Below are 23,728 nucleotides of genomic sequence, written 5' to 3' on the forward strand. Positions count from 1 at the left end.
GGCAGCGATGTCCAAAGGGAATCCGGATGAAGAACCACTCATGCCGTCGGTGTTTGACCGACTGATTGACAACGAGCCGTTCAATTCGCGCGAGACGCCCCATTCGCAAACGCAGACCATGCGGGAAATCCGTGAGTCGGTCATGCGCGACCTGGAAAATCTGTTGAATACGCGTTGGCGCTGCAAGTCATGGCCGCCGCAGCTCAACGAACTGAATAATTCGCTGATCAACTACGGGATTCCCGATTTCTCATCCATCGACCTGAGTTCGGACATGGATCGCGATTCGCTCCGCGAGGCGATTGAATTCGCGATCCGTACGTTTGAGACTCGCTTTGTTTCGGTGCGTGTCGAGATTCCCGAGAAGAGTAGGTCGGAAGACCGGACTCTGCACTTCATCATCCGGGCCGAACTCCATGCGACGCCGGCCCCCGAACCGATTGTGTTTGATTCGAAGCTGGAGCCATCGGATCATCTATTTCATGTCAGACGGAAAGATCGATGAGCGACGAACTGCTCGAGTTTTACCGCCGCGAACGCGCCTACCTGTTGGATCAGGGCAAAGCGTTTGCTCGTGCCAACCCCAAGATTGCCAGTCGTTTGGGCCTTGGTGGTGACGACTTTAAAGATCCGCACGTTGGCCGCCTGGTCGAGTCGTTTGCTTATCTCAACGCACGGACGCGTCTCAAGCTGGAAGACGATTTTCCCGAGATTGCCGCGTCAATGCTGGAGGTTCTCTTCCCGCATTTGCTGCGGCCGATCCCCTCGATGTCCGTTGTCCAGTTCGGACTGGATCGAGCTCAGGTCGAAGCGGTGAATGGCTTTCAGGTGGTCCAAGGAACCAGTCTCGAGACCGAGCAGATCGACGGAGACCCGTGCCGCTTTCGGACTTGCTATCCGGTTACCTGTTGGCCGATCGAAGTCAGCGAAGTCAGCATGATGAGTCATCCGTTCGAGGCACCGCAGACTCCGTACAATGCGGAAGCCTCCGCGATGATCCGCATCGGCTTGAAGAGCTTCACTTCGACGATCGATCTGAGCCAATTGAAACTGAAGACGCTTCGGTTTTTTATCAAAGAGCAAGCCCCCTACAAATTCGACCTGTATGAAATGTTGATGACGTCGGTCGTCGGTGTCGCGGTGGCTCAGCATCATAAGTCGGCCGAATTTCAAATGCTCGGTCGCAACTGCATTCAGCCAGTCGGTTTCCATCGGGAAGAAGGGATGTTCGACTACCCGGCCCGCTCGTTCCTGGGATATCGCCTACTGACGGAGTTCTTTACCTTTCCTGACAAGTTCCTGTTTTTCGATCTGAATCTGGAATCCGCCTTAAAGAGGATCCCCGGCGAACAGGCAGAGATTTACATCTTCTTGAAACGAGGGAACTCCGACCTGGAACGTCGCCTGCATGTCGACAACCTGCGGATCGGGTGTACGCCGATCACCAATCTGTATCGGCAAGAGGCCGAGCCGATTCGGCTGACGCACGAGAAGACCGAGTACCACGTGATCCCAGACTCGCGGCGGCCGTTTGCCAACGAAATCTATTCGATTGACGAGGTCACCGCCGTATCGCAGGATCATCGCGAGGTCAGTTACCATCCGTTTTATTCGTTCAAGCACTCGTCCGAATCGCACGATGCCGAAACGTACTGGCACGCGGTTCGGCGGCCGAATCCTGGCGGCGAAGAATCAGGGGACGAAGGAACCGAGTTATTCCTGTCGGTGGTCGATCTGAACTTCACTCCCAGCGCCGAGCAGCAATGGAGCTTGCACGCGGACTTGACCTGCTTCAATCGGGATCTTCCTGAGCGACTTCCGTTTGGCGGCGATCAGCCCAAGTTGAGCATGTCAGGCTTGGCCCCCATTACCAAGATCAAGTGCCTGCTGCCTCCGACGCCGACACGTCGTCCGGACGTCGAGCAGGGGATTCGGTGGCGTTTGATTTCCCATCTGTCTCTGAACCATCTGTCGCTCAGTGATGACGCGGAAGGTTCGCACGCATTGCGAGAGATCCTGGGCTTATACGATTACGTCGATTCCGGGGTGAGCCGGGCATTCATCGAGGGAATCTCGTCGCTACGAAGCGAGCCCTGCACGGCGCGCGTGAAGACGCCCAATGGTACCGTGTTCTGCCGCGGTACGCGCCTGCACGTCACGTTTGACTCCAGTAGTTACACCGGTGGCGGTATGTTTTTGATGGCGAGCGTGCTCGAGCGATTTTTCGCCCTGTATTGCACGATCAATTCATTCACCCAGACGGTCATGCATGACGAGACCGGAGAGGAGATCTACCGTTGGGCACCGAGGGCCGGCGAAAACGTGCTACTGTAGCCAGTCGCCTGATCGAACAGCCGTACCAGTTCGACTTTTTCCAGGCCATGCGGCTACTGGAGAAGATGGCTCAGGAAGATCCTGAAGCGTTCCCGAATTGGAAGCCGATTGGGCAAGACGGGCCACCGCATCGCGAGTTGGTCCAACTGAAGGTTCTGTGCGCGCGGACTTTTCCGCCGAGCGAGGTCACGTCGATTGTTCGTCGCCGTCCCGATGCCGAAGATGCACCACCAGAAGGGGAACCTCCCTTCACGATGACGACGACCTTCATGGGGGTTTTCGGTGCCCAAGGGGTGATGCCGCTGCACTACACGCAGACCATTCTTGATCGCGTCCGTCGCAAAGATTACGCCCTGCGCGACTTTATCGATCTCTTTCACCATCGGATTTTGTCGTTCTTCTATCGGGCCTGGGAAAAGTATCGCTTTCCCATTGCTTTTGAAAGAGCTCGGCGAAATACACCCAAGCCGAAAGATCTCGATCTATTCACCGAGACGTTGTACGCACTGGTGGGGATGGGGACCGACGGCATCCGAGATCGCCTGCTGATCGACGATGAAACGTTCCTGTACTACGCCGGCCACTTCGCGCACCGTCCGCGTTCGGCGCTCGGGCTTCAGCAGATCCTGGAAGATTACTTCTCCTTTGACGTCGTTGTGCAGCAATACACAGGCCACTGGTTGTATATCGATCCGGCCGATCAATCTCGCTTGCCCGACTCGGCGGGGATGCTTGGTGGAAACAATCGGCTTGGTGAAGAGACCGTCATCGGGCATCGTATGTGGAACTGCGAAACGCGGTTTCGGCTGCGGATCGGTCCGGTCGATTATCGGCAGTACCAGCGACTGATGCCCAGCGGCGATCAACTCGGCGAGGTTGCTCAACTGACGCGGACCTACGTCGGGAATTCATTGGATTTTGATATGCAACTGGTGTTAAAAAATTCAGAGGTTCCCCAGTGCATCCTCGGGAGTGAGGAAGACCCATGTTTTTTGGGGTATAACATGTGGCTGCGAGTTGGCGAATTCGTCAACGATGTGGAAGATGCCGTATTCCAGCACTCGGGGTATCCGCTGGGATCGACCCAGGCATCAGCGAAGTAGATATCAATTCGAGAACGAATTGGGGCATGTCGGATCAACTAGGGAAACATTCAAAGATTGAATTGAAAGGGATCGACCTACCATGGCATCCGTGAACTTGAAATCGTTGGTGGGGAAACTCAATGGTACATGTCGGCGTACGTTGGAAGCCGCCGCGGGGTTGTGCCTTTCGCGTACGAATTACAACGTTGAGGTCGAACATTGGTTGACCAAAATACTGGAGACCCCGAACACCGATCTCGACGCGATCATGCGCAACTACGAGATCGATCCCAGCAAACTGGTGACCGAGTTGACCAGGGCGATGGATAAACTGAAGACCGGCAATGCCCGGCCGCCAGCTTTGAGCCAAACCGTCGTTGACCTGGCCCGCGATGCGTGGCTCTTGGCATCGGTTGATTACCTTGAGCCGACCGTTCGCAGTGGGCACTTGATTATTGCGATGCTTTCCGATCGGATCACGGCCCAGGCAATTCTTTCCACCTGCCCCGAGTTCGAAAAGATCAGCCTGGAAGACCTCAAGACCCATCTCGCCAAGATAACGGCGGAAACTTCGGAAGAAGAAGAGTCGCAAGCCTCCCTGGCGACGGCACCGGCAACCGGAGGACCCGGCGGTGGGCCGGCGCGGCCGACTAAGACGCCAGGACTCGATCAGTTCACGATCGATCTGACCGAGAGAGCCAAGAAGGGCGAGATCGATCCGGTTCTGGGTCGCGATGACGAAATCCGCCAGATCGTCGACATTCTCTGTCGTCGCCGCCAGAACAATCCGATCCTGACCGGTGAAGCAGGCGTCGGGAAAACGGCCGTCGTCGAAGGATTCGCCCTGCGCGTCGCCGCCGAAGATGTGCCGGACGCTTTGAAGAACGTTTCGATTCGCACGTTAGACCTGGCCTTGCTTCAGGCCGGTGCTGGCGTGAAGGGGGAATTCGAGAACCGACTGAAATCGGTGATCGAAGAGGTCAAATCTTCGCCCAAGCCAATCATTCTGTTCATTGACGAAGCCCACACCATGATTGGTGCCGGTGGCCAGGCCGGTCAGGGTGATGCAGCCAATCTGCTGAAGCCAGCTTTGGCGCGCGGCGAACTACGCACGATTGCCGCCACCACCTGGGCCGAGTACAAGAAGTACTTCGAGCGGGACGCCGCGCTGGCTCGTCGTTTTCAAGTGGTCAAGGTCGAAGAGCCTAGCGAAGACAAGTGCATCGGCATGATGCGTGGTCTCGTTTCGACCCTCGAACACCACCACAACGTTCGTATCTTGAACGAGGCGGTCGAATCCGCGGTCAAGCTTTCCCATCGTTACATCTCGGGCCGGCAGTTGCCGGACAAGGCGGTCAGCTTGCTCGATACGGCGTGTGCTCGGATTGGCCTGAGCCAAAACTCGACGCCCCCTCAGATCGAGCACCTCGTACGGATGATCGATCGAATCGAAACCGAAGTCGAGATCCTGAATCGAGAAATGGCATCCGGGGCCGAAGGGCACGAGACGACGATCGCCGAACTCGAGGAGCAAAAGAAGACTTCCGAAGCAAGCCTGGAAGCGCTCACCAAACGGTGGGAGCAGGAAAAGGAGTTGGTCAATCAAATTCGCGAGCTTCAGGATGAACTGGCGGAAGACGACGTCAAACGTCGCCAGCCTGTCGTCGAAGGAGAGCCCAAGCCGGAACTGCTGAGCGACGCCAAGCGGGACGAAATCAAGCAGAAGGTCAAGAAAGAGCAGGCCCAACTGCTGGAGATCCAAGGGGAATCACCGCTGGTACACATTTGCTGCGATACCAATGCCGTCGCTGAAACGGTTGGGGCCTGGACGGGTATTCCTGTTGGAAGGATGGTTGCCAACGAGATCGCGACCGTTCTCAAGCTGCAAGACTTGATGGAGGAAAGCGTGGTCGGCCAGTCGCACGCGATGTTGCAGATTGCCGAAAGCATCAAGACGTCGCGTGCCAATCTCGAAGATCCGAATCGACCAATCGGCATCTTCCTGTTGGCCGGCACCAGTGGTGTCGGTAAGACAGAAACGGCACTCACGCTGGCCAATTTGCTTTACGGTGGCGAGCAGAACATGACCACGATCAACATGTCGGAATTCAAGGAAGAGCACAAAGTGTCACTTCTGATGGGTTCGCCTCCCGGGTACGTCGGCTACGGCGAAGGTGGCGTGCTGACCGAAGCGGTCCGCCGCAAACCGTACAGCGTCATTCTTCTGGACGAAATGGAGAAGGCACACCCCGGCGTGCAAGACGTCTTTTACCAGGTGTTCGACAAGGGACACATGAAAGATGGCGAGGGTCGCGATATCGACTTCAAGAACACGGTCATCATCATGACCTCGAACGCTGGTACCGACTTGATCATGAGTCTTTGCAAAGACCCCGAAACACGCCCTGATCCGCAGGGGTTGCACGACGCAATGCACGAGGAACTACTGAAAACGTTCAAGCCGGCATTCCTGGGGCGTATTTCGATCATTCCCTACTTCCCACTCGATGACGCGGTGATGAAGAAGATCATTCGCCTGAAGTTGAAGAAGGTCGGACGCCGCGTGAACGATCACTACCGAGCAACGTTCGACTATTCCGACGCCCTGGTCGATGCCATCGCTGCCCGCTGCACGGAAGTCGATACCGGCGCTCGCAACGTCGACAAGATTCTGACCCGGACGCTCTTGCCAGAGATGTCAGGCGAGTTCCTCTCGCGCATGGCCGAGGGGAAGGAGATCAAGTCTGCGGAAGTCGACATCGACAAAGATGGCAACTTTGTCTATTCGATCGGATAGATCCATCGTGCCGATTGAATCAATTGGCGAACCTCTAACGATTGTTCCAACGGCAGCGATTTGCTGCCGTTTTTTATGGACCTTTTGTCAGGTTTAACTCGTCAAATCGGGGGACTTGCGCGCTTTGCGTTTATAGTGAAATCTCGTTTGCCTCAGTTGGTGACAGGTCGGGACTGAAAAGCATTTGCCGCGACAGGTCCATTTTCTGATAATTCAGGTTTGATCCTTTCTCGGGAAGAGCGGCTAGAGAACAAGCGTTCCACGCGAACCATGGAATCATCGTTGCATCATCAAGACGCACCGCGAACGGCGGACGAGGCACGGCGTAGAATCGAGTCGCTGCTCGATGAAGTTGCCGATCTATCCGACTTGACCATTGCGCCCGATGTCTTCTACGGTCAGGTGCTCGATCGACTTACCTTCGCTACCTCGGCAATGGGGGCAGCCGTATGGACCAAGAGTCCCAACGGTCACTTGCTCTTAGCCCATCAGACCGACCTCCTGCAGTGCTATCCTACGGGGAAAGCTGCGAAGGCCCTCAGCGACGACGAGGCACACCTCTTTCAGATCTTCAATCGAGGTGAGTCGGATGTCGTTCCGGGAAGCCAGACCGTTCAACCAGGCTACGATATCGTCGCGGTCCCGCTGCAAGTGGCCGGCGAAGCTTGGGGCGTAATGGCTTGCTATCAGCCAGCCAATCTCGCTAAATCGGTACGTCAAACCTACGTGCGAATCACGCACGCGTTCGCCGAGGTCGCCCAGCACTATCAGCAGCAGACGCTGCTGCGAGATTTCCAGCAGCATCAATACGACTGGAAGCGGCAGCTTGCTTTCGCCGGCCTCGTCCATACCGACCTTTCCTACGAGAAAACCGCTTACCGAATTGCCAACGAGGCTCGCAACTGCTTGGAGGCCGATCGCGTGGCCGTGTTATCTGCCCGCGGGGCCAAGTGCCGGATTGAAGCCATCTCTGGCGTCGACAAGCCACACCGGCGATCCAATACGGTGCAAAAGCTGGAGCGCTTGGCCTCGGTGGTGGTCGGCTCGAAGCAAACGCTGCTCTACACCGGCGAAACCGAGAACCTCCCCCCGCAGGTCGAAGAGGCTTTGCTCGAGTACCTGGAAGAAACGCCGTCCAAAGTTCTGGCGATCGTTCCTTTGCAACTTGACGAGCCTGCGGACGATGACGAAGAAAAGAAGCCACGCCGAGCCAGCGAGCCCGTCGGGGCGATCGCCATCGAGAGCATCGATCAGCTCAACGGGCACGAACTACTGCATCGGACCGAACCGATCGTGCAGCACGCAGCCACGGCGCTGGGCAATGCCCGGGCCTATCGCCAGCTGCCGCTTGCTTCGCTATTGATTCCCTTGGGCAATTTTCTGGCAACCATCGGCTGGTACCGATTGCCAACAACCCTCAAGATTGCCATTCCACTTCTCGTGACGATCGTCGCTCTTTGTTTCATTCCGACGGACTTCTCGATTGAAGTGCACGGACAATTGGTGCCTGAGGTCGAGCGAAACGTATTCGCGCCGTCGGACGGCTATGTCGAAGAGATCTTCGTTAAGCATGGCCAGCACGTCGAAAAAGACGCGGTGTTGATGCAACTGCGGTCGAATGAATTCAATCTCGCGCGTGCCGAAATCGTCGGGCAACTGCAAACGGCTCAGGCCGAACTCGATGCCATTCTGGTCAAGCGTTCTCAAGGAATGCGAAGAGATCCACGTTCCGAAAGTCGCACGCCAGAGTCGTTCGAGAATCTCTCGGCCGACCAGTTGAAGTTGACCAAGCAGATCGAAAACCTGATCCAACGCCGCGACCTGCTGCAGAGGCGCGAAGATGAACTTAAGCTGCTCAGTCCGATCCATGGTCAGATCCTCGATTGGGAAGTCGAACAGGTTCTGGCGGCCCGCCCCGTTAGCCGTGGCGAACTGTTGATGAAGGTTGCCGATGTCGATGGCCCTTGGGTGCTGGACTTGGAACTGCCAGACAAGCGGACCTATCACGTGGTCAATGCCCAAAGAGAATCGAACGAGCCGCTCGTCGTGCGGTTTCAGCTGGTGAACGAGCCAGGCAAGACATACCGCGGGCAGGTTAGGTCAGCTGCTTCGATTGTTGACCTGGATGAGAGCTCCGAGGAACCCTTCGTGCCGCTGGAAGCGGAGATTGATAAGGCCGAGATTCCCCACTTGCGACATGGACTGAGTGTCGTCGGTCGGATCGAGTGCGGCCAGCGTTCGGTGGCCTACGTGTGGACGTATCAATTGGTGGAAACGGTCCGCCGTTATTTGTTCTGGTAATAATTCTTTTTGTCTGCAAGTTCATAAACGAGATTGATTGATGTCAGGGAAACGAAAAATCACGTTCGCGGGGTTGGGTTTGCTCATCACGCTGCTTGTAGCTTTTCCCGTGGTCGCTCAAGAGATTGAGGTTTCGGCGACGCTGCTGAAGATTATTGAATCGGTCGAGATTCCCGCTCAGCAGTCGGGCGTATTGAAGATGGTCAAGGCCCAGGAAGGAACCATCGTCGATCGTGGGGAAGTGATTGCGAAGATCGACGATGAAGAAAAGGTTCTGGAAGTCCAGAAGGCCAAAGTCGATTTCGATATTGCCGCGCGGGAAGCGAAGAACGATGTGAATATTCGTTTCGCGAAGAAGAGCCTGGAGGTCGCGGCAGCGGAGCTGATGCGATCGGAAGAGGCCCTTTCCATCGCCGAGAAGAGCGTTTCACAAACCGAAATGGATCGTCTCCGTCTATTAGTGGAGAAGAGCCGCTTAGAAATCGAGCAATCGGAAGAGAAGACCGCGATCGCCAAGCTGACCGCCGAACTTCGTGATGCCGAACTACAGATCGTCAAAACGCAGCTTAAGAAGCATCAAATCGAGTCGCCGATTCAGGGGATGGTGGTCGCCGTCTTCCGTCGCTCGGGCGAGTGGGTCGAGACGAGCGATTCGGTCGTTAAGGTCGTCCGTATCGATCGCTTGCGTGCCGAAGGGTTCATTCGTAACGAAGAAGCGATGATCGAACTGATCGGTTCCAAGGCAACCGTCACCGTCGAGATTCCTAATCGTGAACCGATTCAGGTCGAAGGGGAAGTGACGTTCGTCGATCCGGAAGTCGATCCGGTCAACGGTCAGGTGCGGGTATGGGTTGATCTGGAAAACGAAGACCTAAAGCTGCGGCCAGGGCTTCGCGCTTCCATGACGATCCAGCCGAAGCAGTAAGGGCTTGATTCTGTGGCGACGGCGACGATCCAGTCCGAACCCAACTTGCGCAGCGAAGTCCGTGTTCGTCCCGACTTGATCTATGCTCGCCGGACCGAAGATGGCGACGAAACCTGGGTCGTGAAAGACCCGGTCACGCTGCGCTACTTTCACTTTGGTCCGTCGGAAGTCTACATTATGCGGCGGATCGATGGCCATAATTCGTTGGCATCGATCAAAGAGCAATACGACGAAGAATTTGCTCCCCATCGAATCTCGCAGCAGGAAATCCTTGGCTTTTGCCACAGCCTGTACCAACGTGGATTATTGGTTGCTCCGGCTGAAAATCAGGCCGAAGGCCTGCTTGAGCGTCGGCACAAACAGGCCTGGATGCAGCGAGCCAGCCTGCCGCTGCAGGTCTTGGCCATTCGCCTGCCGGGCATCGATCCCGAGCGGTTCCTCGCGGCAACGCATGGTGCGGTCGACTGGCTGTTTCAGCGGGCCACGGTCATCATCGTTTTACTGTGTGCGGCAATGGCGTTGCTATTGGGGCTGATCCATATCGAGTCGATCGCTGCCCGTTTACCGCACGAGTCGCAGTTCTTTCGCGGCGAAAATCTGGTCGTGCTGCTGATTACATTCGCCCTGGTCAAAGTGCTGCACGAGCTAGGGCATGCCTATTGTTGTAAAGCGATGGGAGGCGAGTGTCATCAGATTGGTATTTTGCTGATGGTCTTTACGCCGGCGATGTACTGCGACGTCTCCGACGCGTGGCTATTTCCCAAGCGATGGCAGCGTGTGTTTGTTTCGGCGGCCGGGATGTACGTCGAAGTCATGCTCGCGACGATTGCATTCGTGCTTTGGTTCTTCTCCGAACCAGGTGCCGTCAGTGATTGGCTGCTGAATGTGGTGTTTGTTTGCGGGGTGAGTACGATTCTGGTGAATGCCAACCCGCTCTTGCGTTACGACGGCTACTACATCTTGTCTGATCTTCTGCACCTGCCGAACTTGAGTTCGCGTGCCACCGATGCGCTTTGGACGCCGATCAAAAACTGGTTTTACCGATATCCACGATACGTTGTGCCAGAGCCGCGTGCGGCAACACTCCGTACTTATGCGATTTTGGCCATCATCTATCGGACGATGGTTTTTGGGCTCATCTTTTGGTTTCTCTACAAGGCATGTCGGCAGAACGACATTCTTCCGTTATGGCACACGGTCGCGGCCATGTTTGTCATCGGCCTCTTGTTGAAGCCGACGATCAGTTTGGTTCATTGGTTGAGGAGACCAAAGGGAAGGGGAGACGCCATGGTGAAAAGCCGAGTCGCAATCGCTGCAGGGGTTATCGTGCTGGTTGGCTGTGCCCTCGGCATGGTCCCGGTGCCTTCGCGAATTCATGTGCCGGTCATTGCGGAAATCGATTCCGACCATCGCGTTTACGTGCAGGTCGACGGACGCGTGATCGAGACGGTTTTTCCTGAAGAGAACGTCGCCCAAGGAGATGTTCTGGCAGTTCTGAAGAACGAGGACATCGACGCCGATCTGCTGAAAACGGATGGCGAAATCGCAATTCAGCGTCAGCACTTGGAAGGTTTGGAACTGCGATCCAACAACAATCCCGAGGCCGCCGCGCAGATCCCTACAGCAGAATCTGCACTGAAGGATCTTCAGCAGCGACGGATTGTACTGCAGCGGCAGTTAGATCAGTTGACGATTCGGGCACCGGTCGATGGGGTCGTCATTCCGGCACCTCATAAGAATGACAAGGGGCATTCCGAGCGATTCCTGGCGCGGTGGTCGGGCAGCCCGCTCGATCCGAAGAATCGCGGGTGTCTTTTGCAACGCGGGGAACTGCTCTGCTTAATCGGAGATGCCCGTGCCCTACAAGCTCGCTTGTTCGTCGACCAGGATCAGATTGAATTGATCCGCCCTGGCGATCCGGTGTCGATTTTATTCGACGGCAATTCGGTCCACAGCATTCAGGGGACTGTCAAAGAGGTTTCCACCGACCAATCCGTGCAAATTCCTCGCAATCTGACGGCAAATCCGGCGCTCGGGCTAGAACGCAAAGAGGACGGCACAGTGGCTTTGATTGACGGGGCTTATTCAGTGACCGTTACGCTCGACGAGACTTCGTCGCAAGAGATTCTGCCGGGCACGTGTGGCCGAGCGGTTGTCGTTGGACGAACGCAAACGCTATGGCAAATTGTGTCGCGATTCATCCAATTGAACTTCCGCTTCTTCAGTTAGGCGAAGAAGCGGAAGCCAGCGACTCGATTAAGGGAAGGCCGCACCGATGCCGGAGTAAACGACCCCGGTATAAACAACCCCTTTCCACGTGAAGGGCGTGGTGTGGATGTCGTGCGGGTTGCAGTCGCCAGGTCGGTAATGTCCCAGCGTGTAGATTCGTTCACACGGTGGGTAAGCGCCCATCTTGTATGGCAAAGCCAAGGTGTTGCCGAAGAAGTGAGCAGCCGAGTAAACCGGCTGCAAGTGCTTGTGCGTGTGGCCGTATCGTTCCAGATTGACTTCTTCAAAGTAAAGCGGACGGTGATAGAAAGCAGGGGCTTCCCACATGGCAACCATGGGATACCAGTCGCGGTGGTAGCCGTTGGGGAAGTTTTCTTCTGGCTCTTGCGAGAAGACCTTCGCTGCGATGTTGGTTGGAGGTGCGACTTCCTTGCCGTCGACTTCATAATCGAAGGTACGACCGATACCAAACTGGTTGGCCAGCTTGCCATCGTATAGAATCTCGCGATCTTCCGGCGTCAAGCTCTCGAAGAAGCTATCAGGCTTGCCCGACAGGCGGCCGCGATCGTTGGCGATCGATGGCAGCGGCTGCGGCGGTGAAGCATCGGAAGGGCTGATCGGTTCTTCCGTCATTGGCATGGGCATCGGAACCGCTGGTGGCTCAGCCATTGGTTGGGCAGCTTCGACCATGGGAGCTGCTTCAGGGATTGCAGGCGGGTCAACGGCCGGCATCGGTTCCGGCACCGGCGGAGCGATGTCGTCAAAAAGCGTCAACGCCGCCGCTCTTACCACGGGCTTGAGCGCCGCGGGGGCCGTTGCTGCGGTCACTTGAACTTGAGGGGTAGATTCAGCGGAAGCCGGTTGGACCTTTTTGACCACTGGCTGAATGCGCAACCTTGGTTTCGCCGCAGGTTCCGCTGCCGAAAGGGTGCTCACTAGGCACAGGGTGAGCATCAGCAGCATGGAGGCGCGGCCCAAGTTGTGAAAACAAAGCTTTTGAATCTGCAAGACGCTGGGCATTGCGAGGCTTCCTCTACCAGACGTGGCACTCGATTGGCACACTGAACGATCCGCTCCGCTGGGGGAACGGTTCAGAAGTTGTTTCGACCACTGAATATCCTCCCCCGCACAATTATGGGGAGAAATGAAAATAGCTTCCCAGCTTTCCTATCTTGTCGCGGAAGTGCAACACGAAGGGGCGACATGCGGTGGGCCGTTCTAAGGGAATTAAAGTGCCTACAAATGTGGTTTTGGCCTGAATTATGGAGTCTTCTGTAATTTCCCAGGAAGTTCATTGACACACCCCAAAAGCGTGATTTGAATGAACTTCTATCTGAGAATTCGTTAGTTTGGGGGATTTGGCGCAAATTGGGCAATTTGCGGCGTGTCGTGCGCCTGCAAACTCCTCCTCCCTTATCCGCGAACGAAGCCCCCTCTCTCCACTTGCAAACGCTGAGCAGCGAACCATGAAAAAGCAGACCCTCTGGAAGCGTATCTTTGGCCAGAAATCGGACAAGAAGGTCAAAGCGCAACATGCATTCCAGGAGCAGTTCGACACTAAGCTGCGTTTTCGCGAGTTGGAGCCGCGCGTCGTGTTGGCGGCGGACATTAATTACAACGTCGGAACGGACACCTTGACCATCACCTACGACGCAGACGGAGGTGAGGTCACGGTCGGTCGCGACGTGGCTGGCAAGTTGGTCTTGGGTGGCGACCTGGGTACGGTCACTGGCTGGACGGATGGCAGCATCTATTCCGTTACGAATTTATTTGCTTATGACGACGTCAACGCCGTCAGCACAACGCCGTCAACGCTAACGCTTCTCGATAGCCTAGACGATACGGCACATGGAAAGTCCTTCGTCACTGGCTTGACCGAACTAGTTAATGTTGACCAGTTCACCATCAGCGACAACGCCGATGTGAATCTTGGCAATTTTGCGTTTACTTCGAATGTTGATGACGCGGACGCCAATCAGCTAGATCTGCTGGGAACGATGCGAACCAGCGAAACGCGTTTCCGTGTCTTCGCCACAAGCGATCAAACGACTGTCGTAAACGATGCGGACATTACGGAAACGCAAGTTGGGCAACTCATTTCGACAGGAATATTCCAAGCCTTCGAAGATAATACCGCAGGCGGCAAACTTTCCATCGACATGTCGCGCGGGGCACACACAGTCGATTATATCTCAGCGAACCAGGATGACGTTGAACTGATGTTCAAGTCTGACGGAACGCTGACGCTTAACGACGTCAATGCCACGAGTCTGTATTTGGAAACCGTTATGGGGGATATCAACCTCGATACGGGATTCAAGATTCAACAAACCGACGCGCTTGGCTCGGCGACATTCATCGCAGGCACAGGCGGCAACATTGACATAACGGAATCAGGAAGTTCCTTCGCAGGTTCCATTAATCTGACGGGAAATGACGTTGCTCTGACTGCAACAGGCAGTACTATCCAGCTTGATCAAGTCGATGTTGGCAATGATTTAACTCTCGTCTCTGCCAGTGACGTCACGCAAGTCTTGGGCAGTAGTATTGATGTCGATGGTGCGACGAGCCTGTCCTTGCAGTCCGGCGGCAGCGTTAACCTTCTTACCGGCACAAACGACTTCGCGGGAGAAGTGGAAGTCGATGGTACTGTGGCGAACTTGAAGAGTTTCCACTTAAGCAACGACAATGCGACTCCGCTTCTCGGAACGAACTTGCTCGGTCGATTCGCTTCGGGGGCGATGACGAACGTATCCCTCGTATTTGCGAATGATGCTTCGTTCGATTTGCCTGCGATCGATATCCTGGGGGACTTGTTTGTTAGCGTTGGAGGTGATCTCAGCGATCAAAGCGGCAAACAGATCGTGGTGGGGAATATCGCTTCATTCGCTGCCACGAATATCAATTTGACGAATCATCTGCCTGGGCATGACTTTGAAAAGTTGACGCTCAACGCTACCGCAAATGCCAGCGTTACTGAAACCGATGGCTTCACCTTTGCGGGCATCAGCAATATAACGGGTGACCTGGTCGTCACTTCCGGCGGAGCCATTGTTGACCAGGCCGATACGGAATTGACGGTTGGTAATCTGGCCAACTTGACGGGCACCCAAATCGATCTGACGAACACGACGGCGGTAACGGGTCACGCGCTGAACCTGGTGACCCTCGTTACCACTGGTACCGATCCGAACGACAATGCCTCGCTGTTGGAACTCGACGGATTTACCTTTGCGGGCGTGAATACGATCTTAGGCAACTTGACGGTCACTTCGGGCGGTGAGATCCTCGATCAGACCGATACGGAACTGTCCGTTGGCGATCTGGTGAGCCTGACCGGCACGCAAATCGATCTGACGAATACCACGGCGGTAACGGGTCACGCGCTGAACCTAGTGACGCTGGTCACCACCGGGACCAATCCGAACGACAATGCCTCGCTGCTGGAACTCGATGGCTTCACTTTCGCCGGTGTGAACACGATTCTCGGTAACCTGACCGTCACCTCCGGTGGTGAAATCTTGGATCAGGCTGACACGGAATTGTCCGTCGGTGACCTGGCCAGCCTGACGGGCACGCAAATCGATCTGACCAATACCACCGCCGTGACGGGTCACGCACTGAACCTGGTGACCCTGGTCACGACTGGCACCGATCCGAACGATAACGCGTCGCTCTTGGAATTGGATGGATTTACCTTTGCGGGCGTGAATACGATCTTAGGCAGCTTGACGGTCACCTCGGGTGGCGAGATCCTGGATCAAGCCGATACGGAACTTTCGGTCGGCGATCTGGCCAGCTTGACGGGCACCCAAATCGATCTGACAAATACCACGGCGGTAACGGGTCACGCGCTGAACCTGGTGACCTTGGTTACCACGGGTACCGACCCCAACGATAACGCGTCGCTCTTGGAACTCGATGGCTTCACCTTCGCTGGGGTGAACACGATTCTTGGTAATCTGACCGTGACCTCCGGGGGTGAGATCCTCGATCAGACCGATACGGAACTATCCGTTGGCGATTTGGCGAGCCTGACCGGTACGCAAATCGATCTGGCCAATACCACGGCGGTAACGGGTCACGCGCTGAACCTGGTGACCTTGGTTACCACGGGTACCGACCCCAACGATAACGCGTCGCTCTTGGAACTGGACGGGTTTACCTTCGCTGGGGTGAGTACGATCCTGGGTAACCTGATCGTCACATCCGGGGGTGAGATCTCGGATCAAGCCGATACGGAACTTTCGATCGGTGATCTGGCCAACTTGACAGGCACCCAAATCGATCTGACGAACACCACGGCAGTGACGGGTCATTCGCTGAACCTGGTGACCTTGGTTACCACGGGTACCGACCCCAACGATAACGCGTCGCTCTTGGAACTGGACGGGTTTACCTTCGCTGGGGTGAGTACGATCCTGGGTAACCTGATCGTCACATCCGGGGGTGAGATCTCGGATCAAGCCGATACGGAACTTTCGGTCGGTGATCTGGCCAACTTGACAGGCACCCAAATCGATCTGACGAACACCACGGCAGTGACGGGTCATTCGCTGAACCTGGTGACGCTGGTAACGACTGGAACCGACCCGAACGACAATGCGTCGCTCTTGGAATTGGACGGCTTCACGTTCGCTGGGGTGAACACGATCCTGGGTAACCTAACCGTCACCTCGGGCGGAGAGATCTCGGATCAAGCGGATACGGAACTTTCGGTCAGTGATCTGGCCAGTCTGACGGGTAGCCAAATCGATTTGGCCAATACCACGGCGGTATCGGGTCATGCGTTGAACCTGGTGACGTTGGTAACGACTGGAACCGATCCGAACGATAACGCGTCGCTTTTGGAGTTGGATGGCTTCACGTTCGCCGTAGTGAATACCATCCTGGGAAGTCTGACCGTCACCTCCGGGGGTGGGATCTTGGATCAGACCGATACCGAACTTTCGGTCGGTGACCTGGCGAGCCTGACCGGTACGCAAATCGATCTGACGAACACCACGGCCGTGACCGGTCACGCGTTGAACCTGGTGACCTTGGTTACCACTGGTACCGACCCGAACGACAACGCTTCGCTTTTGGAGTTGGATGGCTTCACGTTCGCCGGAGTGAATACCATCCTGGGAAGTCTGACCGTCACCTCCGGGGGTGAGATCTTGGATCAGACTGATACGGAACTTTCGGTCGGTGATCTGGCAAGCCTGACCGGCACGCAAATCGATCTCGACAATACCACGGCGGTAACCGGTCACGCGCTGAACCTGGTGACGCTGGTTACCACCGGTACCGACCCGAACGACAATGCCTCGCTGTTGGAACTCGACGGATTTACCTTTGCGGGCGTGAATACGATTCTTGGTAATTTGACGGTGACCTCGGGTGGCGAGATCTCGGATCAGAACGACACGGAACTGTCCGTCGGTGATCTGGCGAGCCTGACCGGTACGCAAATCGATCTGACCAATACCACGGCGGTAACGGGTCACGCGTTGAACCTGGTGACGCTGGTTACCACCGGTACCGACCCGAACGATAACGCGTCGCTCTTGGAACTCGATGGCTTCACGTTCGCGGGCGTGAACACGATCTTAGGCAACTTGATGGTCACCTCGGGTGGCGAGATCCTGGATCAAGCCGATACGGAACTTTCGGTCGGCGATCTGGCGAGCCTGACGGGCACCCAAATTGATCTCGACAATACTACGGCGGTAACCGGTCACGCGTTGAATCTGGTCACGCTGGTTACCACGGGTACCGACCCCAACGACAACGCCTCGCTCTTGGAACTCGATGGGTTTACCTTCGCTGGGGTGAATACGATTCTTGGTAATTTGACGGTGACCTCGGGTGGCGAGATCTCGGATCAGAACGATACCGAACTATCCGTCGGTGACCTGGCGAGCCTGACCGGTACGCAAATCGATCTGACCAATACCACGGCCGTGACGGGTCACGCGTTGAATCTGGTAACCCTCGTTACCACTGGTACGGATCCGAACGACAATGCCTCGCTGCTGGAACTCGATGGCTTCACTTTCGCCGGTGTGAACACGATTCTCGGTAACCTGACCGTCACCTCCGGTGGTGAAATCTTGGATCAGGCTGACACGGAATTGTCCGTCGGTGACCTGGCCAGCCTGACGGGCACGCAAATCGATCTGACGAATACAACGGCCGTGACCGGTCACGCGTTGAACCTGGTGACCCTGGTCACGACCGGGACCGATCCGAATGACAATGCCTCGCTGTTGGAGTTGGACGGCTTTACCTTCGCTGGTGTGAACACGATTCTCGGTAACCTGACCGTGACTTCCGGTGGTGAGATCTCGGATCAAGCAGATACGGAACTGACCGTCAATGATCTGGCCAGCTTCACAGGCACCCAGATCGATCTGGATAACACGACGGCGGTGGTGGGTCATTCGTTAAACATGGTCAGCTTCGTCACGACCGGTACGGACCCCAATGACAATGTGTCTTTGGCGGAATTGGACGGTTTTACCTTCGCCGGAGTGAATACATTCCTGGGTAGCTTAACCGTAACGTCCGGTGGTGCCATCGTTGATCAAGCGGATACGGAACTTTCGGTCGGCGATCTGGCCAGCTTGACGGGCACCCAGATCGATCTGACGAATACAACAGCCGTGACGGGGCACTCACTGAACCTGGTGACTCTCGTTACCACGGGTACCGACCCGAATGACAATGCGTCGCTGTTGGAGTTGGATGGCTTTACGTTCGCGGGCGTAAACACGATTCTCGGTAATCTGACCGTCACCTCCGGTGGTGAGATCTTAGATCAGACCGATACGGAACTATCCGTAGGTGATTTGGCGAGCCTGATGGGCACCCAAATTGATCTCGACAATACCACGGCGGTAACCGGTCACGCGCTGAACCTAGTGACGCTGGTTACCACGGGTACCGACCCGAACGACAACGCTTCGCTGCTGGAACTCGATGGCTTCACCTTCGCTGGGGTGAACACGATTCTTGGTAATCTGACCGTGACCTCCGGGGGCGAGATTCTCGACCAGACCGATACGGAACTGTCCGTTGGTGATCTGGCGAGCCTGACCGGTACGCAAATCGATCTGACGAACACCACGGCAGTGACGGGGCACGCGCTGAACCTGGTGACGCTGGTTACCACCGGTACCGACCCGAACGACCATGCTTCGCTGCTGGAACTCGATGGCTTCACGTTCGCGGGCGTAAACACGATTCTCGGTAACCTGACCGTGACTTCCGGTGGTGAGATCCTCGATCAGACCGACACGGAACTGTCCGTTGGCGATCTGGCGAGCCTGACGGGCACCCAAATTGATCTCGACAATACCACGGCGGTAACCGGTCACGCGCTGAACCTAGTGACGCTGGTCACCACTGGTACCGATCCGAATGACAATGCCTCGCTCTTAGAACTGGACGGCTTTACGTTCGCTGGGGTGAACACGATCTTAGGCAACTTGATGGTCACCTCGGGTGGCGAGATCTTGGACCAGGCCGATACGGAACTTTCGGTCGGTGATCTGGCGAGCCTGACCGGTACGCAAATCGATCTGACGAACACCACGGCCGTGACGGGTCACTCGCTGAACCTGGTGACGCTGGTTACCACAGGTACCGACCCGAACGATAACGCGTCGCTCTTGGAACTCGACGGATTTACGTTCGCGGGCGTGAACACGATCTTAGGCAACTTGATGGTCACCTCGGGTGGCGAGATCTTGGACCAGGCCGATACGGAACTTTCGGTCGGTGATCTGGCGAGCCTGACCGGTACGCAAATCGATCTGACGAACACCACGGCAGTGACGGGGCACGCGCTGAACCTGGTGACGCTGGTTACCACCGGTACCGATCCGAACGACAATGCCTCGCTGCTGGAACTCGACGGATTTACCTTTGCGGGCGTGAATACGATCTTAGGCAACTTGACGGTCACTTCGGGCGGTGAGATCCTCGATCAGACCGACACGGAACTGTCCGTTGGCGATCTGGCGAGCCTGACGGGCACCCAAATTGATCTCGACAATACCACGGCGGTAACCGGTCACGCGCTGAACCTAGTGACGCTGGTCACCACCGGGACGGATCCGAACGACAACGCCTCGCTGTTGGAGTTGGATGGCTTCACTTTCGCTGGTGTGAACACGATTCTCGGTAATCTGACCGTCACCTCCGGTGGTGAGATCCTCGATCAGACCGACACGGAACTGTCCGTTGGCGATCTGGCGAGCCTGACCGGTACGCAAATTGATCTGACCAATACTACGGCGGTAACGGGTCACGCGCTGAACCTGGTGACCTTGGTTACCACTGGTACGGATCCGAATGACAATGCTTCGTTGCTAGAGTTGGACGGGTTCACGTTCGCTGGCGTGAACATGATTCTCGGTAACTTGACCGTGACTTCTGGGGGCGAGATCCTCGATCAGGCCGACACGGAACTGTCCGTCGGTGACCTGGCGAGCCTGACCGGTACGCAAATCGATCTGACCAATACCACGGCCGTGACGGGTCACGCGTTGAATCTGGTAACCCTCGTTACCACTGGTACGGATCCGAACGACAATGCCTCGCTCTTAGAACTGGACGGGTTTACGTTCGCTGGCGTAAACACGATTCTCGGTAATCTGACCGTGACCTCCGGGGGAGCCATTGTTGATCAGACTAATACTAAGCTGACGGTCAACGATCTGACTGATCTTAAGGGTACGGCGATTGACTTGGCCAATACGACGGCGGTTACCGGTCATTCTTTGAATCAGGTTACCTTTGTCACGACCGCTGGTGATGCCGAACTTAAGGAACTCGACGGTTTCGAGTTTGTGGGGGCAAATGACATTCAGGGCGGTCTGACGGTAACCACAGGCGGTGGTATTACGCAGCCTAACGGCACGCTCACCGTGACCGGAATAACGAACCTGACCGTTGGTGAAGGCGAATTGGTCACGCTCGATAAGATGAACGACTTCCAAGGCACGGTCAGCATCAAAGGTGCAACCAATCGTGCTGGCGATGTGACGCTTGTCGACATCAACGCCATCGAGTTTGGGGATGTCGTCAGCAACAAGCTCAAGATCACCGCCGGTGGGAACATCACGCAAGACACCGGAACTCATTTGGATATTCTGACGCAGACCATTCTTGGCTTGTCGAGCAAAGCAACCATTGAACTGCTGAATGTCGGGAACGATCTGTCCACGGATGTCCAGCTTGACACCGCTGGCAACATCGATCGAGTCTGGGACTTCGAGATTCGAAACGAAAATGCCGGCGGCATCGTAGTACCAGGTGGTGATTTCGAAAATGTGGTCAAGGGGGGAATGGTCGACGACCTGACACTCGAATTCGTCAATGCCCCGACCCTGACACTTCCTGAAATCAAGATTACGGATGATCTACGCATTGTTATCGCTGGCCTTCTAACTCAAAGCGGTGACATCGAAGCTGGCGATACGGCACAGTTTGATGCCGGTACCATTACCCTGGCTAATGCGAATAGCCTGACGGTCGCCAATAACGCCAGCTTCACCGTCGATACTGGGGATCTCAACGTTGGTGTTACTCCGACGACGGCAGCGGATAAGGATCGAGGGACCGTCGCACCAGCAACCGTTAATCTCGGTACGCTGACATTCTCGGCCGATGGTCATAACGTGACGATCTCCGAGAACAGTGCCATGAACCTGGCAGGTGACAATGTCGCCCAAACGGTGTACTTGCGGTCCGAGAATGCCAGCATTGAAACCAATGCCGATGCAACGCTTGATGTTAACGACTTGGCCGCATTCAGGGCGTTCACTGATATCAGTCTCGGGAACGCGACGAATTCGGAAGTCGATCTGCGAATCCTGCTTGTCGATGCAGGCGGAAGCGTTTCGATCATCGAAAACTCTGATTTCAGCAGCATGACCGACACAGAGACGGCTCTCGCTGTGATGAATGGCACCACGGTCACGGGAACCCTGGCCATTCAAACAGGCGGTCATATCATCCAGGTTAACGATATTCGCACTGCAGGGCCTGGTGATCGCATTCAAGCCGGCTTCGCTCTCTTCGATTCCGAAGGCAGCATTCTGTTGACCGATCTTGAGGTCGGTCGAATTGCCGCCTCGGCAGGTGGAACACCACTGTTTGTCACGCAGGGAGTTGGGCTTGACTTTGACGCGGCTGGAATCAACAAGGGCAATGGATTTGGTGGCGACTTGGCAACGGCGGTGATCGATTCGTCTTTGCCAACCGAGAATGCGGATACGTTTGCTGATAACGCTCGTGCCGATGCATTTCTCTTTCAAGATGTCGATGGCAATATGATCGACGATGGCGAGGCCTACTCGATCATCATTTCTGATATCGACGGATTGGTCATTGGAAGTGTTGCCGATGCGATCGCCGGTGGCAAAGTGCCGCTGATTGACGGTCTCCGCACAAACGGAGCGGAAGCCGGCCATGTCTTTGTGCGAGCCGAGGGAGGCAACTTGACCTTCGGAACGGGCGCGGGGCTTGTCGTCGGTTTGGCAAACTCTGGGGTTATCACGGCGCTGGCCAGTGGTGATCTGACGATCACGCCTGGAAGCTGGTTGCATGTTACCGATGGTGCGGATCCGGTTGCTTCCGCATTTGCCGTCGTCACCACGATTGAAGGCTTCGTGGATAACCCGACGAACAAGTTCGAGTTGCCTAACTCGACCACGGTTGCCATGCCGAACGAAGGTCCGGCATATTCGCGCATACCGGGTAACGTCGATACCTATGTCCTCGGTACGCAGACGGGTAAGGACTCGACGGCAACGATCGTGTTGAACAAGCTTGGTACGCTAGGCGCCCCAGATGAAATGGACTTCGAGGTGGTTCTGAACTTTAACGATACGACCCCACCTCAGTTGGAACCGTATCCCGTCGCATTCAATTCGGACACGGTCATCCTGCATGATATTCCGTGGGAATTTGCGACGACGAATGCTTCGACCGTTGTTACCCTCCAGGCTTACAACAGCCCAAATATCAACCTCTATGCGGATGTCGCCGCCGACGAATCGAGTTTCAATAATCTGAACGTGGTGATCGATCAGTTTGAGATCTTCTTCCTCACGCCGATCGACTACGTGCCAGAGATGAGCAACTTCGCTGCCCCGAACAATCCGTACCTCACGCCGATTATTGTTCCTGAGCCTGAGGTGGCACCGTATGCGGCTCTGACCGAAATTGCCGACGATACGCGTGTGGCGACTCAGATCGATGGTGTGACGGTCGTCGAAGTGGACCCAAGCGACTTCATGGAAATCGGCGAGGAAATCGAACTCGACGATGACTTCATGACGCTGGATGCCGTCAAGGAGTTCATCCAGAATGGCGATCAGTTCCCACCGGGGCTCTACAAGATCGAAATCCTCTACCCAGGCGCGGAAGTGCCGGAAGAGCACTTCTACTGGAAGCAGGATCGTCCTGATCCGTTCGACTTGTTCAGTCGCAGTTCCAAGCCGGTTGCCCCACAGGCAGCTGAACTGGCCGCGGCTGATCAGGCAAAAGCTCAGCTTTCGGCCGAAGAGGTTTGGGCTCGAGAGTACGAAAAGTGGTTTCCGACCGCCGCTGATATGCAGCCAGCCGACGACCTTTTAGTGCCTTCCGCTGAAGGTGAGTCGGGCGATATGATCCCGAGTGAGGACGATATTCTCCTTGAACGCGTCACAACGGTAAGTTTGCAAGAAATCGACCGGATGACCGATCGATTGCGAGCCAAACGATCCATCGTCCGCGACAGCCTGAATGGGGCGATGATTGGTGGCGCGGCTCTGATGGCTGCGGTTGCCGCCCAGGGACGTCGAGATGATGAGGCACCTAATCATCATCCGGACGAACAAAGGGAGCAGCCTGAGGATTCTTTGGACGAGACTTCTCTCGGTCGACTACGCCGCCGCGTTCGTCAATGGCTATGATAAAGGTCTGAAATTTGGATAAACTCGCGAGTCCATTTCCTTGGGAATGGACTCGCGGCGCGTTATCATCGAACTTTCTTTGAGATCCTTGATTCACCCAGGCTAGAAT

9 protein-coding genes are annotated in these 23,728 nt (G+C 55.8%); 8 read left to right on the forward strand and 1 reads right to left on the reverse strand.

The window, feature by feature from the left end; genetic code table 11:
• Positions 1-7: 7 nt before the first annotated feature.
• The 7 genes from tssE to Pan97_RS03955 all read left to right on the forward strand — a co-directional run bounded on the left by tssE (position 8) and on the right by Pan97_RS03955 (position 11,671).
• On the forward strand, positions 8-505 hold the full coding sequence (gene tssE, locus Pan97_RS03925) for a type VI secretion system baseplate subunit TssE (RefSeq protein ID WP_144970844.1): 498 nt from the start codon (positions 8-10) through the stop codon (positions 503-505).
• Positions 502-2,334: a type VI secretion system baseplate subunit TssF gene (gene tssF, locus Pan97_RS03930; protein WP_144970845.1), complete on the forward strand. Its 1,833-nt coding sequence runs from the start codon at positions 502-504 to the stop codon at positions 2,332-2,334. The genes tssE and tssF overlap by 4 nt, the downstream gene beginning before the upstream one ends.
• On the forward strand, positions 2,298-3,437 hold the full coding sequence (tssG, locus tag Pan97_RS03935) for a type VI secretion system baseplate subunit TssG (RefSeq protein ID WP_144970846.1): 1,140 nt from the start codon (positions 2,298-2,300) through the stop codon (positions 3,435-3,437). The genes tssF and tssG overlap by 37 nt, the downstream gene beginning before the upstream one ends.
• 82 nt (positions 3,438-3,519) lie before the next feature.
• Positions 3,520-6,216 (forward strand): type VI secretion system ATPase TssH, encoded by a 2,697-nt coding sequence (gene tssH / locus Pan97_RS03940; RefSeq protein WP_144970847.1) that lies wholly within the window; start codon positions 3,520-3,522, stop codon positions 6,214-6,216.
• A gap of 282 nt (positions 6,217-6,498) precedes the next feature.
• A complete protein-coding gene (locus Pan97_RS03945; protein ID WP_165698600.1) occupies positions 6,499-8,517 on the forward strand; it encodes an efflux RND transporter periplasmic adaptor subunit in 2,019 nt (672 codons plus the stop codon).
• A gap of 40 nt (positions 8,518-8,557) precedes the next feature.
• On the forward strand, positions 8,558-9,442 hold the full coding sequence (locus Pan97_RS03950) for an efflux RND transporter periplasmic adaptor subunit (protein WP_144970849.1): 885 nt from the start codon (positions 8,558-8,560) through the stop codon (positions 9,440-9,442).
• A 12-nt stretch (positions 9,443-9,454) separates the two neighbouring features.
• Complete coding sequence (locus tag Pan97_RS03955; protein WP_144970850.1) at positions 9,455-11,671, forward strand: HlyD family efflux transporter periplasmic adaptor subunit; 2,217 nt, start codon at positions 9,455-9,457, stop codon at positions 11,669-11,671.
• Between the two features lie 27 nt (positions 11,672-11,698).
• Here Pan97_RS03955 and Pan97_RS03960 read toward each other — a convergent pair whose 3' ends face one another.
• Positions 11,699-12,691 (reverse strand): hypothetical protein, encoded by a 993-nt coding sequence (locus Pan97_RS03960; RefSeq protein WP_144970851.1) that lies wholly within the window; start codon positions 12,689-12,691, stop codon positions 11,699-11,701.
• A 446-nt stretch (positions 12,692-13,137) separates the two neighbouring features.
• Here Pan97_RS03960 and Pan97_RS03965 point away from each other — a divergent pair, with 446 nt between their 5' ends.
• On the forward strand, positions 13,138-23,619 hold the full coding sequence (locus tag Pan97_RS03965; protein ID WP_144970852.1) for an autotransporter outer membrane beta-barrel domain-containing protein: 10,482 nt from the start codon (positions 13,138-13,140) through the stop codon (positions 23,617-23,619).
• The last annotated feature ends 109 nt before the right edge of the window (positions 23,620-23,728 follow it).

Origin of the sequence: Bremerella volcania, assembly GCF_007748115.1 — a bacterium.
GTDB lineage: Bacteria > Planctomycetota > Planctomycetia > Pirellulales > Pirellulaceae > Bremerella > Bremerella volcania.

What these genes read in the sequence shown, in the direction of transcription:
- tssH (WP_144970847.1), top strand. Translation starts at nt 3,520, where the DNA reads ATGGCATCCGTGAACTTGAAATCGTTGGTGGGGAAACTCAATGGTACA.
- tssF (WP_144970845.1), top strand. Translation starts at nt 502, where the DNA reads ATGAGCGACGAACTGCTCGAGTTTTACCGCCGCGAACGCGCCTACCTG.
- Pan97_RS03950 (WP_144970849.1), top strand. Translation starts at nt 8,558, where the DNA reads ATGTCAGGGAAACGAAAAATCACGTTCGCGGGGTTGGGTTTGCTCATC.
- Pan97_RS03965 (WP_144970852.1), top strand. Translation starts at nt 13,138, where the DNA reads ATGAAAAAGCAGACCCTCTGGAAGCGTATCTTTGGCCAGAAATCGGAC.
- Pan97_RS03960 (WP_144970851.1), bottom strand. Translation starts at nt 12,691, where the DNA reads ATGCCCAGCGTCTTGCAGATTCAAAAGCTTTGTTTTCACAACTTGGGC.
- tssE (WP_144970844.1), top strand. Translation starts at nt 8, where the DNA reads ATGTCCAAAGGGAATCCGGATGAAGAACCACTCATGCCGTCGGTGTTT.